Genomic DNA, 14,917 nt, shown 5'->3' with positions numbered 1-14,917 from the left:
CGTGTTCACACGGCACCTTTTTTTCGCCTGTCAGTACGACGGATGAATACCCAACGTCTCAACTTCTAATCCGTTTACACAGAACACTTAACCCTGCAAGAGTATTGATCTTGAAAAGAAGAATCTCCGGGATGTCGTTTGCCGCTATCGGCTGCGTTTCCTCCGGCGTCGCGTACGCAGACCGTTTCGATGGGCCTCGCAACAACTACACAGTGCTCTACGGCATCGTCAACGACGACGTCGACTACGTTAGCACCAAGAGCGGAGGCAAGAACATCAGTGCCACCCGGCTCAATTCCAATTCCTCCAGATTCGGCATGGTAGGCAGGGAAGAGCTGGGTGGCGGCTTGTCGGCGATTTTTCAGATCGAGAGCAAGGTCAACGCCGCCGTCGGGACAGGAGCGCTTGCAGCTCGCGACTCATACATCGGGCTGCGCGGAGACTTCGGGGCGATCAAGCTGGGCAACATGGACCCACCCGTCGATGAACTCAAGGGCTTTTATGGCAACGCGACAACGGGCGTCACCAGCATCCTGAGTACGCAGGCCATCATCAATAACAACGCGGGCGATGCCTATGGCGGAAGCAATGCGGGCATCAACAACGGCCTGCCTGCGATGAACGATACCATGCCCGATGCGATCAAGTACGAATCGCCGATGGTGGGCAATACGTACATCGATCTCATGTATGCCCGGCCGAAAGGGCAGAACCCTGCATTCGTTCCGTATAACGTCGGAGCCAAAATTGTCTATTCGAACGGAAAAGTCAGGGCCGCTCTTGCGACGCAGCGCAACTTCAGCGTACGAGGCCCTGACCTGAACGACACGACCTACGTTCTCACTGGTGGCGCCACGTTCGGAAACACCTATGCGGCACTCGTGTTCAGCACGTTAAGTGCCGACTATGCCGGCGGGGTTGTCAGGCGAAATTTCTACGGAGCGTCCGTGACGCAGACCGTTGGTTTAGGGAAGGTGTACGCGTTCTACGGCCGGGCCGGCAATGGCAGTCTTGACCATCCGGGTGCATCGCAAACCGGCGCCAGCATGGTCGAGCTGAGCTACACGCACTTTCTGTCCAAGCGGACGTCGCTGTACACCGGCTTCGTGAGGATCATCAATCAGGCGAATGCCACCTATCAATTGGGTGTCAATGGACTCAAGGGCAAACCGACTGACCCAGGTGCCAGCGTCTCTGGATTCATTGCAGGCGTTAAGCACAATTTCTAGCCCTTGTGCCGCTGTTTGAGTGACGCCGCGCACAAGCCTGATTGTGCGGCCGAGCATGGATAGCGCACTCCCCCATCTCCTTTGACAGGTAACGATCATGAAATGGTTTTACGACATGAGGATCGCGAACAAGCTAGTGACCGCGTTCTTGGCAGTGTTGGTATTGACTTCGATGCTTGGCGTTTTCTCTATTTCCCAGTTGTCTTCGGTGAGCGCAGCTTCATCCGAAATTGCCACACGCTGGTCGCCCAACATCAGCAACGTCTTGAAGATGAAGGTCACGCTAGCGCGTTATCGGCTCTCCGAGCTTCAACACATCCTGGCGAATGAGGACGCCGTTCTTAAGGACGAAGCGCAGACTATCGATGCCCGGCTGGTTGAGCTCCAGAAATACCACGGCGCCTATGACGCGTTGAGCTCCGGCGACGACGACAAAAACTTATCGCAGGATTTCCGAAAGACGCTTGCCGCATACGTCGACGAGGACAAGAAAGTCATCGGTCTGTCTGGAGCAAAGAAGAAGGAAGAAGCGCGTGAGTTGGTTAGGGCTGAGTCCACGCTCCTCTATCGCAAGCTCAACGCACAGATCGACAAGATGGCGCAGATTAATGAAGAGCGCGGCATCCAATCGGCGACGCGAGCAGCCACCACATATGCGTCGGCGCGCGGGTGGATTATTGCGCTGCTCGTGGGTAACCTCGCAATTGGTCTGCTCCTGGCATTTTGGCTCGCCCGCCTCGTGTCCCGTCCGATGACGCAGGCGGTGGCGGTTGCCAGGCGTGTAGCCGAGGGCGACCTGACGGCTCGCATCGAGGTGACATCGAAGGACGAAACCGGACAACTGATGCTGGCACTACAGGCCATGAGTCACAGCCTGCGGAAGATCGTTGGCGGTGTGCGGACCGGAACCGACAGCATCGTCACAGCCTCCAGCCAGATCGCCACCGGCAACGCCGACCTGTCAGCCCGGACAGAGCAGCAGGCCGCCTCGCTGGAGGAAACCGCGTCGAGCATGACGCAACTGACCGAAACCGTGAAGCAGAACGCCGACAACGCAAGACAGGCCAACGCCCTGGCCGTGCGCGCGACGGAGGTGGCCGAAGCGGGTAACGACGCCATGCAGAGTATGGTCGGCACCATCGAAACAATCAGCGGCAGTTCGACCAAGATTTCCGAAATCACCGGGGTGATCGAAGGCATCGCCTTCCAAACTAACATCCTCGCGCTCAACGCGGCGGTGGAAGCCGCGCGCGCCGGCGAACAGGGGCGTGGCTTTGCAGTGGTGGCAAGTGAGGTGCGCAGCCTGGCGCAGCGTTCGGCGGCAGCCGCCAAGGAGATCAAGGAACTGATCGGGTCGTCAGTGGCGACGATTCAGGAAGGTGCTGCGCAAGCGGCGGAGGTGGGCGGGACAATCGGCCAGGTGAAGGATGCGATCAAACGTGTTTCCGACATCGTGGCGGAGATTGCCGCCGCGTCCGAAGAGCAAAGCCGCGGAATTGAGCAAGTAGGGCAAGCCGTCACGCAATTGGACGAGGTGACCCAACAAAACGCAGCGTTGGTAGAACAAGCGGCGGCGGCAACTTCTTCGCTCGAAGATCAGGCGATGAAGCTCAAAGAGGCAGTTTCCATATTCGATCTGGCCGATGACAGCGTTTCAACGCGCTCGCCTGCGTCTGCGGTGGTGCCCCGTGCGCTTGTGCGAACCGTCCGCCCATTGGCCAGGACCTTGAAATCGGGCCGGAAGCCGCTCAGTAGTGGCATCGTCAGTGTCGTCGGACAAGCCAAGGATGTCACTGTCTCCCGGGATCAAGGATGGGAGACGTTCTGATGTCGCAAGGACAGCAGCACACTGCTACGCAGGACATTGAGGCCTGCGGGCAAGTGATCGCATCAAATATGAAGTCGATATCCCGCTTTGGCGGTCGGCTTGCGGTTCTATACAAATTTACGACGGCCGTTCTACCTCAACTCGATCCCGCTCAGCGGGCTGAGGTCGCGCATCGCCTACGGGAGGGCGTCGAAGACGCAATGTCGCTCACCGATGACATAGCGCTGCCAGCCGAGTACCACGAAGCTTTATTGGCGCAGGTCAATGTTTTGCTGACAGCGCTTGAAAGGCCGAATGCGGTGTTGCGCTAGCTCGTCGCTGGTCAGGAAGCTGTTTGCTGCAAGTCCCTGATTCCACTGCTCGCCTGCGGCAGTGGAATTTTTGGTGCCGTGTTGTCACGGCACCCTTTTTCGCCTGTCGATACGAGGTCTGCATCGCGATCGACGTAGGCATATCTTTCCCACCCACTTGCGGCATGTAACCCTTCGAGTCATATCCATGGCCCATGGCAAGGAGCGGGTCATCCACCAGGGAGCCCACGTTGACTTTGAATATTGAACACCATCCGGAACAGTTCTCCGGTCTCGCCAAAGAGATCGATGCCATTGCGAGAGAACTGGAGTCAGGCGCCGGGAACAGCGACATCAACCCGTGCCTTGGCGACCGTCTCCTCATACTCGCGCGCCGCTTGCGAGAGTTACCTCCTCAGCTCGCGATATGGCACGGTTCGTCTCGTTCCCGTGCGAAAAATTTCTCTTCTGACGTCGTTGCTGTGGGTCGCTCAGAAGCTTGCCTGCAAGTCAGGTCGGCTTACGAGCGTACGCTAGAAAACTCAGTCGCTCAGGCGGAGGGGCAACCTGTTACCCGGGAGACGCTCGCGGCAAGCGAGCGTCAGTTCAAGATGCTGGCCGAGAATCTGCCCGCTTATCTGACACGCCACAACGTTGCCGGTGAGGTCGTGTTCTTGAACGCAAAGGTCGCGCAACTGGCCGGTCAACATGCCTCTTCAATCATGGGAAGGTCGCCAATGCAAATTCGGTCGGACGATACGCTCAATGAATACCAGCATGCGATCCTTGAGACCGTCCGTACAGGAAGTGACTCACAGTTTGAATTGAATTTCACTGACGAGAACGGGCAATCGCACATTCATCTTATACACACGGTCCCCGAGCGTGACGAGACTGGTGCCGTGATGTCGGTACTGGCAATGGGGCTCGATATTACGGGGAGGCGCCGAGTTGAGCAGGATCTCAAAAGAGCACTTGATCTAGCTGAAGGCGTGATTGCCGCCATTCCGGACATCCTGTTCGAGGTGGACCGAAACGGTACCTATTTGAACGTATGGACGAAGAACCCAGGGATGCTCGCTCTGCCCAAAGGACAACTGATTGGTTCGACTGTCCATGATGTATTGCCACCCGAGCAGGCCGCTGTAGCAATGCACGCCATCAATGAAGCTGACACACACGGGGTGACGCACTGCCACGAGATTCTCATTGAATTGCCGGATGGCAGCCGACGTTGGTTTGAGCACTCCGTAGCGAAAAAGGCGGGCGAACCGTTGACCATGGATACCTTCCTGGTCCTGTCGCGCGACATCACCGAACGCAAGCATATTGAGGAGAAGCTTGCGACTCGCGAGCGCGAATTCCGAACCTTGGTGGAGAACTCTCCCGACACGATTGCACGCTATGGCGCAGATTTGCGGCGCATGTATGCCAACCCGACTTTTGCAGCGTCGGTCGTAGGCGGAATGGAAGCGCTGATCGGCATGAGGCCTTCTGAATGCCCTGGTGGACGGAGTGCCGCCGTTGTCGAACAGAATTTGTCTCAGGTATTCGCGACAGCAAGGGCGCTTGAGTTCGAAGTGACGTGGACAGACCGCGACGGTAGCACCCGATCCGGCCTTATCAACTTAACACCGGAACTGGCAGCCGACGGGCAAGTGGAAACTATCTTGGCTGTGGGCCGCGATATCACGGAGCTAAGTGCATCACGCGAGAAGATCCATCGGATGGCGTTCTACGATCCTCTGACTCTGCTTCCGAACAGAGCCTCGTTCAACGAAACCCTGTCGCACGTAGTCGCTGCCGGCATGGCGCGCGGTCAGTTGACCGGAGTGGTGATGATCGACATGGACCGCTTTAAACGTGTGAATGACACCATGGGCCATCAAACTGGCGATCAGTTGTTGCGTGACGCAGCGCAGCGCCTGAGCCAGTGTGCCAAGCCCGGCGATGTCGTTGCGCGATTCGGCGGCGACGAATTTGCCATTCTCGTACGTGATGCACGCAGTCGTACCGCGCTAGAGGCGTTTGCTCGCGCCATCATTGCGCAGTTCGAGAAACGCTTCGTATTGGGTGGCAAGGACATTTTTGTCTCATGCAGCATCGGCATTGCGCTTTATCCCAACGACAGCATTCAAGCCGATGATCTGATGAAGTATGCGGATTCAGCAATGTATTTGGCAAAACGCTCGGGGCGTCGCGGCTTTCGTTTTTACTCGCGAGCGCTGACGGAAGCTGCCACTGAACGGCTGAAGCTGGAGTCGGAACTCCGTGGCGCGATCGAACGTGAGGAGTTGGAACTCCACTATCAGCCTAAGGTGCTGCTCGCAACCGAAGAGGTCAGTGGATGGGAGGCGCTTCTGAGATGGCGAAGGCCTGATGTCGGTTGGGTTCCCCCGAATCGATTCATCCCCATAGCGGAGGAAACCGGGATGATCGCCCAATTAGGTGAGTGGGTGCTGCGCCAAGCTTGTCGCTCGGCCGCGGACTGGAACGCTCGGGGCGCGGTCTGCCGCCGTATTTCGGTCAACCTGTCCGTTGCTCAATTCCAGTTTCAAGATTTGGTCTCGACGGTTACCGACGTCTTGGAGGAGACCGGTTGTCGCCCAGAGTGGCTCGAGTTCGAGATAACAGAGAGTCTTCTACTGGAACGCAGCGACGGCGTATTCAGAACCCTCTCAGCGTTCAGATCGATGGGCATCTCTATTGCAATCGATGACTTCGGCACGGGCTATTCCGCACTCGGCTATTTGACGAATTTTCCTATCGACGTACTCAAGATCGACAGATCGTTCGTCTGTGGGGTCACAACAGATTCGCGTCGTGCGGAGGTGGTCAAGGCGATCCTCTCAATAGCGGATTGCCTTGGAATGCACGTTGTTGCTGAAGGGGTCGAGACCCCAGAGCAGGCCGCGTTTCTTGCGGCCCACGGCTGCAGGGGCGCACAAGGCTTTCTCTACGGGAAGCCGGTGCCGAAGTCGGCGAGGGCGGTGTAGTAGTCAACGCGCTGGCGTTGACAGGATCAAAGTTTTCGCGACTTGACCCTACACCGGAATTAGTACCGTCCAGAAGTGGAGATTTCCGGCGTCGTTGCTGCCCCTCAAAATGCCATACAGCACGGCTGTGGAGATGGAGTTCCATGGCAGTTTGTGCATCGTTAGTGCTCTGGGCGCATGTCGCATGTCGCATGTCGCATGTCGCAGTGCGCAAGCGAGGGGCGAGGTTCAGGAGCGTGGCTGTGCACGGTAGAAGCCCAGAAACATGTCGACGGCATTCTGTACGACGAGATCGCGCTCCTGCTTTGTGAAGTGCTCATCGGCGCCAACAACGCGCACCCAAAGAAGCGGTTCATCGATGAGCCCCAGAAACTGCCGTGCAGCCAGGGCCGGGTTTTTGACAGTGATGAGCTTGCGCTTGGCCAGTGCCTCTAGGTAGTCGGCCACTGCGCCCATCGCAGGCGCCTTGCCTTTTTCAAAGAATGTCTTGGTCAGTGCAGGAAAGCGAGGCCCCTCCGCAATGACCATTCGCAGAAACGCGACAGCTTCTGCCGGTATCCAGAAATCCGAAACAGCGCGCCCGAGGCGCATCAGCCCGAGCTTCGGGTCGCGCAGTGATGCTTCATCGCGGGTGATATCGAACACCGGGAAGCTTGCCCAAATGCGCGCCGTCATCGCTTCAAACAAGGCCTCCTTGCTATCAAACTGGTTGTACAGCGTGCGGCGTGCGGCGCCAGATTCAGTGGCGACCCGGTCCATGCTCGTGCCTTCGTAGCCGTGCTGAAGGAATACACGTGTTGCGGCATCCAGTATCTGGTCCCGCTTGGTGGATACGCTGCCTCGATCCTTGCGTGTGCTGCCACGATTGGGCGCCGCTGCGTTAGGCGCAGGCTTGTCGGTCGTCTCTTGGTGCTTGGGAGTGGTAGCCCTTCTCACAATGATCGGCGTGGGGATTGAGGTGATCCCCTGATTGTACGTTGCCCACCGTATCGCTAGCTGCGCGGCACGCGTACGGCACCAATCGTACGGGAAGCCAAAAGTCCGCCGACCACCGCCAGCAGCGCGAAACCGGCAATGCAGACACCTTGCCACGCGGCCACGCCCCATGCTGCCGCCCCGATGGCAGAACCGGCGGCGCCGCCCGCGAAGGTGCACACCATATACACGGTATTGAGGCGCGCACGAGCTGCAGGGTCCAGCCGGAAGATGCGCGCCAGATTGGCGATCTGTCCGGCCTGGTTGCCAAAGTCCAGCAGGTTTACTGCCAGAACGATGGCAAGCGCTGACGCATCGCCCGCAAAAAGAAATGATGCGAAAGCAAGGTTGGCCGCCGCCAGAGACATGAGGTTGACGATCGTCGGACCAAATTGATCTGATATGCGACCGCATTGCGGTGCAATCAGTGCACCGGCCGCGCCCCAAAGCCCGAAAAGACCCGCTTGAGCGGGGCCGTAGTGGAACGGCGCTTGGGCAAGATGAAGGGACAGCGTTGCCCAGAACGCTGAGAACGCGCCAAACGTCATGGCGCCCAGGCATGCCGAGAATCGAAGAGCGCGCCATTTCAGGAAGAGGCCGGGCAGCGAGCGGATCAGCGCTCCATACGTCGGCGCCCCGGCTTGCGGGCGATTTTTGTGTGTTGGCATGAACCGTGGCAACACTCATACCAATGAACCAGTAAGGATTGCCGCCACCAAGTACGAAGCGCGCCCGGAGCCGCTGAGCTCGCCGATGGCTCCCGACGCCGTACGTGAGAGGAGAATGCCCAGAATCAGACCGGTCTGCATGGTCCCGACTACACGCCCTGAGCGTTCAGGCGGCGCAATAGAAACCGCAATGGGAATCAAGGCCTGCGGGACAACGGTCACCATGCTCACCAGCAGCGACATCAATACCAGCCACGGCATCGACGGACTCAGCATGGCACCGATCAATGCAAGACAGGTCAGGCAGAGCAGGATGCGAACGAGCTTTCTCGGATCCGCGCGGTCTGCCAATGGAGCGATGGCACAAATGCCGAGGGCATAGCCGACTTGTGCCGCAGAAGCGACCAGGCCCGCCGATGAGGGCGACGCGTCAAAAGAGTAGTGGCTGGCACAGGTACACGTTTGCAACGGTGATACCACATGCCGCAGCCATCATCGGAATGGCGGCGCGTGGGGTGGTCTGTGGCTTGTTCTCTGGCATAGATGTTCCGGCAAGGCTGTGTGCGCTTTGATGAGTCGGTACGCGGTAAGCAACAGCCTGTTCAACAAAGTGACGGTCTGCAGATTTGCGGTGGATAACCTTTGATGTTAAATTGCACTGCACAGTGCAGTGCAGTGCAGTGCAAACTATGTCGAGATCGTAGCCGCGACAGCGCAATCCGATCATCCATGCAGAGGTAAAACATGAAGCCGATCACCATCATTGCCTTCCCGATTTCTCCGCCAGGCAAGGAGAGCGAGTTATTGGCGCAGTTTGCGAATCTGGTGCCAGCGACCCGCAAGGAGCCCGGCTGCATCTCCTTCACGGTCCATCAACATCCCAAAATAGCCAATCGGTTTGCGGTGTATGAGACGTTCCGTGATCAAGCGGCGTTCGATACGCACTTGCAGTACGCGCATACAAAAGCGTTCGTTGAGTGGATAGAGAACAGTGGTTCCGTACTCAACTTCGAGTTCTGGGCCGAAGCACCGCTGACAGTAGAGCCCCGTGTTATGGGCAGTGCGGCAGTGGGGCCAGGTGGGATTGCCGAGCATTGAGGCGTTTGGAGATTCAAACCATGGAAACACTCGCAGGAAAAGTTGCGCTGGTCACAGGCGGCAGCAAGGGGATCGGCCGCGCTATCGCGCTGGCGTATGGCGCGCAGGGCATCAAGGTTGCGTTGACCTACGTGCGTGACAAGTCGGCGGCGGACGAGGTTGTCAGCAAGATCGAGGCAGGCGGATCAAATGCCTTGGCGATTCAGGCGGATGTGTCACAACAAGCGGCAATCCCGGCAATGGTCGAGGCAACGCGTGATGCCTTCGGTCAGGTCGATATCCTCGTGAACAACGCAGGTGTCACCCTGGCCAGGCCATGGGCCGAGTTGACGCTGGAAGACTGGAACACCGTTATGACGACGAACTTGACGTCGGCATTTCTGGCCACCAAAGAAGTAGTGCCCGAGATGGTCGGTCGAAAATGGGGGCGGATCATCATCCTTTCGTCAGTCGCGGCACAGCTCGGTGGGGTGGTTGGACCGCACTACGCAGCGTCCAAGGCTGGACTCATTGGTCTAGCGCATGGATACGCTTCAGCACTGGCAAAAACCGGCGTCAGTGTTAACGCAATCGCGCCGGCATTGATCGAGACAGGCATGCTGAGCGGCAATCCGAACATCAGAAAGGAACTCATCCCAGTCGGCCGGTTTGGTGAACCGGAGGAAGTGGCAGATGTGGCCCTACTACTCGCCCGCAACGGCTACATGACGGGCCAGACGATCAATGTGAATGGCGGTTGGTATATGAGCTGACGGCATTGTGCCTGCTGAGCAATACGGTAGCCGTACCGTTCGCTCTGCGTCGATCAGCCACGGGTCACGAGATTGCGCGTATCCGGCCGGCATGTAGATCGTTTGGGCCGGAGCGATATTGTCGACGACGGCGAAATCCGCCGCGAGGCGCGCTGCTTCGTCACCCGCCAACATGCGGATCACATGCTGCGCGGAATCAACCCATGATAGTGGACCGCCAGAGTTCACAACCCTCCCTTCATCAATGCGGGCGGATCCCCATATGGCATGCGCAACGAAGATAGCGTTGCAGAAGCTCATCGTGCAGCCACCATGTCATGGTGCAGCGACGTTCGTTCAATAACCCGGCCTCACCTAGTACGAACACCCCCTTTGCAGGCACCAGCGACGATGGTGCCGTGTGCGTGCTGCTTGCGTAGCCATTGCCCTATCTCCTGCATGACGGGATCGCTCCATTTCAGCGCTTTTCCTAGGGCGTGTCGTCAAAGCAACCAGGTGGCAGAAGCCACCAGGTGAATGCAGCCAGGAAGTTAGAGGCAGTCTTGTCGTAACGCGTCGCGATGGCGCGATATTGCTTGAGCTTGGCGAAGAGGTTCTCGACCAGGTGCCGGGCTCTAGGGGGAATCACCGCACGCTTGCCCGTAGCCGTCCAAGCTCGGTGGACCGGCAGACCAAGGGTGTCGACGCTGTGCCGGGGCTATCGAAGATTCCGTTGCGGGGTGCGCTGTTCCGGCATGACCAGACGTCGGGGCAGCGGTTTCAGCGGTTGTTTTTTCTGACGCCTCGGGTGGTGGTGCTGTAGGGTGACGCTGCGTTGAAACGAAAATGCCTCCCGCGTGGGAGGCATTTTTCTTGATATGCCCAGGCTGGTTCACCGCGACGTGGAAGCGCTTGCGTCGGCCACGTTCTTCAGAGCCGCTTCTGATAGGGCCTGATAAAGACCCGTCAAGGTCGCCACATACCCGGTATCCACCTCGGCATAGGCCGCCGCACGCGCCACGGGATCGCGCAGTCGCGTGTGGGAAGCACGTGCATCCTTCATGGCCTTCTCGCTCTGTTGAATCACAGGGTCCGCCGCGATGGCGTCCAGCAACGCATTGGCATCGGCCTCCAATGCCCGTTTGATGACAGGTAGCGCGCGTGCTGCGGATGCCGCCACGATTTGCGCGCATTCCGGATGCAGCCATTGATTGGCAACGCGCTTGTGCAGCGCCTTCAGCCTGTCGGTGCGCCGGTCGTTGATCGTGTTCAGCGCGTTCCGAAATTCCGCGTCGGTCATAACGGCGGCTTGCGGGCCAGCAGTTTGGAACAGTTGATCGTTGAGTTTGTCTGTTTCTCGTTCGAAGTGCGCGTTCAAGATAACGCCGACAGGATCGTGCTCAATGGCGGAGGCATGCAGCGCTTGCCAAGCGCGCAGATAGTTCTGTTTGCCCGCCAGCGTGGGCTCGGTCCACTCGGCCAGTTGCATGCCCTTCTTCATGATCGCATCCGCGTCCATTGCCCCGGAGCGTACCTGATGCGCAAAGAAGGCGCCCTCCACGTCGTCGAGGGTGATGTGCTGAGTAGTCAGGAACTGCCCGCTCACGCTGTTGCGCAGGCTTGCCGCCTCCGGTGTTGGAGCCGTAATGGCATGGATGATTTCACCCAGCCGGGCATCGATGTTCGCTGCGTGCCAGATCGAGCGTGCCTGATCGGCAAGCCAGCGCGCCATCTTCTGGATGTGGGGCGCGTCGATATGCGGCGCCAGCTTCTGCTGCCAGTCCGCCGGAAGTTTGGCCATATCCGATTGGAGCCGTTCATAGTGTGCGGCCTCCATGCTGCCCTGCAGCGGCCCGAGGGCGTCGCGCATGTCGGCCTGGAGGTTGGGTCGGGCCAGTGCAGGCGGATTGGCGCGCGCCAGTCGCTGCGTAGCAACACGGCCGGCTCCGGCTGCCGGCTGATTCAGGCGGATTGGCGAAGGCGAACGCGCGGGGCTGGCGTTCGGTCCCGGGCCTGTGACGCGGGCGTCCGCGGGCAGCCGCAAATGCGGCGGAAGCGTGACTTGCCGCCCAGGGCGCGGCTGTCGCAGTGATGCCGGCACGCTGCGCAGATTGGTGCACCCGCTGAGGTTAATTCGCTGCAGGTTAGGCAGGTTGCCGATCGATTCCGGTAATTCGGTCAGGCCAGTGCAATTGGTCAGATCGAGTTTCTTCAGTGCGGCCAGTTGACCGATTGACGTAGGCAACGAGCGGATATTGGGGCACTTGCTGAGGTCCAGTCGCTCGAGGTTAGCGAGCCGGCCGATGGAGGCGGGCACGGTGGCCAGTTGTGGATTCTCGGCCAGCACTAGTTCCTTCAGCCGACGGAGCTCGCCGATGCCCTCGGGCAATGTGCTCAGAGCCGTGCGCGAGAGTGACAGGGCCTCTAGGCGCCGCGCTGCTGACACATCAGCAGGTAGCGACGCGAGCGGAGAGTGCCAGACGGCAAGACGCTCTAGGTTGGTTAGTCGCTCCATGGACGGCAGTGCCTGGACGCTGCTATCCACAAGGGCCAGATGCTTCAGTTGACCCAGGTCGCCCACTTCGGCTGGCAGTGCTGCAAGGTGAGGGTTGTGCGTCAGGCGCAGGCTTTCCAGTGCGCTTAGGTTTCCGATACGAGGCGACAACTCGCGCAGGCCGCAATCCAGCACGTTCATCTCTTTGAGATGGATGAAATCAAACATTTCGTCCGGTAGCCGTGGCGTGGGCGCGGTCACCAGGTTGATTGTTTGGCTGGGCGTTTCAAGCGAAGGACGCGCCGACCAGATTTGATTCAGTGCCGCCTGGAGATGTTCGGCAGGGGTGGTGCCGTAGGTATTGAGGCGGCTGGCTTGGCGGTATTGGCCGATTTCCGCCTGCATGGCCCTATGCCATTCAACCAACTGGCGTCCGAGCGCCGCCCCAGGTTGATGCGGATTGGTTGTGCCGAAGTTCAACAATTGGCGCATCAGTTGGTCGGTTGCCGGGTGTGTGTTTCGTGCGGCGGCACGCAATGGGGTATTCGGTGTGGCGCTTCCTGTCCGAGCGGCGCGCGCGTGTTGCGGCGTGCTGGGTGCCGTGCGCGGCGCGGTAATGCCAACGGTAGGCCGTGTCGGCGATGCTGCGGGGTTTTCAGCAGACGTGCTTGCGCGCGAGCGGCGCAAGCCGAGCAGGCCAAGCAGGCCGCTACGGCGTGGCCGTTGCGCCGGCTGCTCCCGCATCGGCGTGGCATAGAGTGGGACCTGTGCATCGGTCCGTGTGGGGTGAAGTGGTGTGGTCGGAGTAGGCGACCGGCGGATATTGTTGGGCATGATCAGTGGAGTCTGATAGCGGTGCGCTGACGTGTTTCCTGGATGGTGTGTGCCGATGCGCCACTCGCACGGCGAAGTGGCATGGGCTAATCCAAGCATGGGTTCGGCTGGCTTCAATTGCCGCTGCCGGCGCCCGTGTTGTTGTACTCAAAGAACCGGTTTGCCGAGTTCGTGCAATTTGCCGAGCAGTACGGCCGGCCGGCGGTCGATGTGCCCCATGGCGCAGTCAAGAAGATATGCGCGCCCAATGTCGAATCTCGGACGACAACCTGTCCGTTGGGTGAAGTGCCGTTGACGTAGCTCGACGTGTCCGTCACGCCTTCATCCCACGCGCGCCCCAGGTAGATCGTGTTGTCAGAGGCTCCTCCCGCGGAATTAAATGTGCTGTTGATCGCCAGGAACCCATAGGTGTTGCCCGGGACCGTGCTGGGGGCAAAGATGATGCCAGCCTTGCCCGCACCCAGCCGGCTCGCGGTGTATTGGACCGTGCAGCCGTCGAAGACCGCCGTTCCCGAGCCGAAGATGAAATCGGTGTCGCCTTGGATGAAGCTGCCTTTGAAGTACGCGCGGACGACGTTCGTGTTGCTGCTCGCACCGATATAGAGCGTGTCCTGATTGCCTATGATCGACACGTTCTGCAAGACGGCTTTGTCACCCCGCAAAGCAAGCGCGACTGCGGACTGATTGCTCGACGTGAAAGTGCCTTCGACATAGCTGTTCTTGAACGTCAGATTGGCCGCCTGGAAATTGGCAGCCAGCACCATGGCAGTGGAACTACGCAGCGTGCCGATCGTCGACGACGTGCTGGTACCCATGCACGGATTGGTCGTGGCGCCCGAGGTCGGCGTTGGGTTGGCATTGTTGAAGACGATCACGGTGTTGCCGGAGGTGGTGTCAAGCCCATATAGCGTAATGGGGGGCGCCGACGCCTTGACACACACCAGTTCGTTGTACGTACCGGCCTTCACGCTGATGTACTTGCGCGTGACCCCGCCTGCATTGACGGCGGCATCGATGGCATCTTGCACGGTCTTGTACTGCGCCGTCCCGTCAGAGGCCACCGTGTAGTTGGCGGTGAAGGTACTGGTGGCGCCCACACCGGCAGTGGGATCCCAGTTGTCGGTCGTCAGCGACCCCACGGTGCCGAACTGCGCCATGTATTTTGCGATGGTGTAGGTCTGCGCGTCCGTGCTACTCAGTTGCGGGCGCGTGGCCGTGCTTGTGACGGCCATCGCGGCCGAAGAGGCAATCGTGCAGCCGACCGAGAATGCTACGATCTTCTTGCAAAACACCTGCAGTTTCATAAATAGCTCCAAGACGATGAATGCCCGCATTCAGGGTCCATCGGTCAGGCTCGGCATGACCCAGTAGGCGGTGCCGTGGCCAGCCGGCTTACGCTGGATGAAGTGGGGTTCACCGTAGGTGCCGGCCGGCGCAAAAAAGGTTGCGGAGAAAAAAACAATCTCGCTTCAATTCCACAGTGAGCACAAGGCATGGGATGCGGTCAGCAATTCAGGCGCATACCGTTTCGCGCACAAGCGCTTCAGCTGGTGTCCTTGATCTAGTGGCTAGGTCGTGAAAATGCGCGGCTGATCGGGCTCTGGGCGCAGTGCTGCCACGCTGGTGCAGCAGCACGTTCGGCTGGAGGCACTCGGCTTCGCAGGGCGGCGCGACATGTAACATCATCCGCTCAGTAAAGTGCTCCCTATTTGGGAGAGATCGAATGGATTCGACGCCAATTCGCCCGCTGGCCGGCCGGCCGGTGCCTAATGTG

The 14,917-nt window shown here is 59.2% G+C and carries 12 protein-coding genes; 7 read left to right on the top strand and 5 right to left on the bottom strand.

Annotated features, from left to right (window positions below; translation table 11 throughout):
• The first annotated feature begins 131 nt into the window (after positions 1–131).
• The 4 genes from ACS7SF_RS00460 (at position 132) to ACS7SF_RS00445 (ending at position 6,343) form a co-directional block, all read left to right on the top strand.
• Positions 132–1,229 (top strand): porin, encoded by a 1,098-nt coding sequence (locus tag ACS7SF_RS00460; protein WP_439891188.1) that lies wholly within the window; start codon positions 132–134, stop codon positions 1,227–1,229.
• Between the two features lie 97 nt (positions 1,230–1,326).
• Positions 1,327–3,057 (top strand): methyl-accepting chemotaxis protein, encoded by a 1,731-nt coding sequence (locus ACS7SF_RS00455; RefSeq protein ID WP_439891187.1) that lies wholly within the window; start codon positions 1,327–1,329, stop codon positions 3,055–3,057.
• Positions 3,057–3,368: a hypothetical protein gene (locus tag ACS7SF_RS00450; protein ID WP_439891186.1), complete on the top strand. Its 312-nt coding sequence runs from the start codon at positions 3,057–3,059 to the stop codon at positions 3,366–3,368. The genes ACS7SF_RS00455 and ACS7SF_RS00450 overlap by 1 nt, the downstream gene beginning before the upstream one ends.
• A 230-nt stretch (positions 3,369–3,598) precedes the next feature.
• Positions 3,599–6,343 carry a sensor domain-containing protein gene (locus ACS7SF_RS00445; protein WP_439891185.1) on the top strand — a complete coding sequence of 915 codons (2,745 nt, stop codon included), beginning with the start codon at positions 3,599–3,601 and terminating at the stop codon, positions 6,341–6,343.
• A gap of 228 nt (positions 6,344–6,571) precedes the next feature.
• Here the strand turns inward: ACS7SF_RS00445 and ACS7SF_RS00440 are convergent, their stop codons facing one another.
• From ACS7SF_RS00440 to ACS7SF_RS00430, 3 genes are all read right to left on the bottom strand, one after another.
• Complete coding sequence (locus ACS7SF_RS00440) at positions 6,572–7,102, bottom strand: TetR/AcrR family transcriptional regulator (protein WP_439891184.1); 531 nt, start codon at positions 7,100–7,102, stop codon at positions 6,572–6,574.
• Positions 7,103–7,335: 233 nt separating this feature from the next.
• A complete protein-coding gene (locus ACS7SF_RS00435) occupies positions 7,336–7,866 on the bottom strand; it encodes a hypothetical protein (protein WP_439891183.1) in 531 nt (176 codons plus the stop codon).
• Between the two features lie 135 nt (positions 7,867–8,001).
• Positions 8,002–8,454 carry an MFS transporter gene (locus ACS7SF_RS00430; RefSeq protein ID WP_439891182.1) on the bottom strand — a complete coding sequence of 151 codons (453 nt, stop codon included), beginning with the start codon at positions 8,452–8,454 and terminating at the stop codon, positions 8,002–8,004.
• Between the two features lie 276 nt (positions 8,455–8,730).
• Here ACS7SF_RS00430 and ACS7SF_RS00425 point away from each other — a divergent pair, with 276 nt between their 5' ends.
• The 3 genes from ACS7SF_RS00425 to ACS7SF_RS00415 all read left to right on the top strand — a co-directional run bounded on the left by ACS7SF_RS00425 (position 8,731) and on the right by ACS7SF_RS00415 (position 10,638).
• Complete coding sequence (locus tag ACS7SF_RS00425; protein ID WP_439891181.1) at positions 8,731–9,084, top strand: putative quinol monooxygenase; 354 nt, start codon at positions 8,731–8,733, stop codon at positions 9,082–9,084.
• 20 nt (positions 9,085–9,104) lie between these two features.
• The gene (locus tag ACS7SF_RS00420; protein ID WP_439891180.1) at positions 9,105–9,836 is read left to right on the top strand and encodes an SDR family NAD(P)-dependent oxidoreductase; all 732 of its coding nucleotides are present in this window, start codon (positions 9,105–9,107) and stop codon (positions 9,834–9,836) included.
• Between the two features lie 604 nt (positions 9,837–10,440).
• Positions 10,441–10,638, top strand: coding sequence for a hypothetical protein (locus tag ACS7SF_RS00415; protein WP_439891179.1), 198 nt, complete (start codon positions 10,441–10,443; stop codon positions 10,636–10,638).
• 69 nt (positions 10,639–10,707) lie between these two features.
• Here ACS7SF_RS00415 and ACS7SF_RS00410 read toward each other — a convergent pair whose 3' ends face one another.
• Both ACS7SF_RS00410 and ACS7SF_RS00405 read right to left on the bottom strand, forming a co-directional pair.
• The gene (locus ACS7SF_RS00410; protein WP_439891178.1) at positions 10,708–12,801 is read right to left on the bottom strand and encodes a leucine-rich repeat domain-containing protein; all 2,094 of its coding nucleotides are present in this window, start codon (positions 12,799–12,801) and stop codon (positions 10,708–10,710) included.
• Positions 12,802–13,256: 455 nt separating this feature from the next.
• A complete protein-coding gene (locus ACS7SF_RS00405) occupies positions 13,257–14,447 on the bottom strand; it encodes a putative acyl-CoA thioester hydrolase (protein WP_439891177.1) in 1,191 nt (396 codons plus the stop codon).
• Between the last annotated feature and the right edge of the window lie 470 nt (positions 14,448–14,917).

Source organism: Ralstonia sp. 25C, from assembly GCF_051904805.1.
Taxonomy (GTDB): Bacteria; Pseudomonadota; Gammaproteobacteria; order Burkholderiales; family Burkholderiaceae; genus Ralstonia.
This window is presented reverse-complemented; position numbering and strand designations above follow the sequence as displayed.

Bases quoted from the DNA above. Each gene is read 5' to 3' on its own strand.
- ACS7SF_RS00460 (WP_439891188.1), top strand. From the start codon at position 132: ATGTCGTTTGCCGCTATCGGCTGCGTTTCCTCCGGCGTCGCGTACGCA.
- ACS7SF_RS00455 (WP_439891187.1), top strand. From the start codon at position 1,327: ATGAAATGGTTTTACGACATGAGGATCGCGAACAAGCTAGTGACCGCG.
- ACS7SF_RS00450 (WP_439891186.1), top strand. From the start codon at position 3,057: ATGTCGCAAGGACAGCAGCACACTGCTACGCAGGACATTGAGGCCTGC.
- ACS7SF_RS00440 (WP_439891184.1), bottom strand. From the start codon at position 7,102: ATGGACCGGGTCGCCACTGAATCTGGCGCCGCACGCCGCACGCTGTAC.
- ACS7SF_RS00435 (WP_439891183.1), bottom strand. From the start codon at position 7,866: ATGACGTTTGGCGCGTTCTCAGCGTTCTGGGCAACGCTGTCCCTTCAT.
- ACS7SF_RS00425 (WP_439891181.1), top strand. From the start codon at position 8,731: ATGAAGCCGATCACCATCATTGCCTTCCCGATTTCTCCGCCAGGCAAG.
- ACS7SF_RS00420 (WP_439891180.1), top strand. From the start codon at position 9,105: ATGGAAACACTCGCAGGAAAAGTTGCGCTGGTCACAGGCGGCAGCAAG.
- ACS7SF_RS00410 (WP_439891178.1), bottom strand. From the start codon at position 12,801: ATGCGCCAATTGTTGAACTTCGGCACAACCAATCCGCATCAACCTGGG.
- ACS7SF_RS00405 (WP_439891177.1), bottom strand. From the start codon at position 14,447: ATGAAACTGCAGGTGTTTTGCAAGAAGATCGTAGCATTCTCGGTCGGC.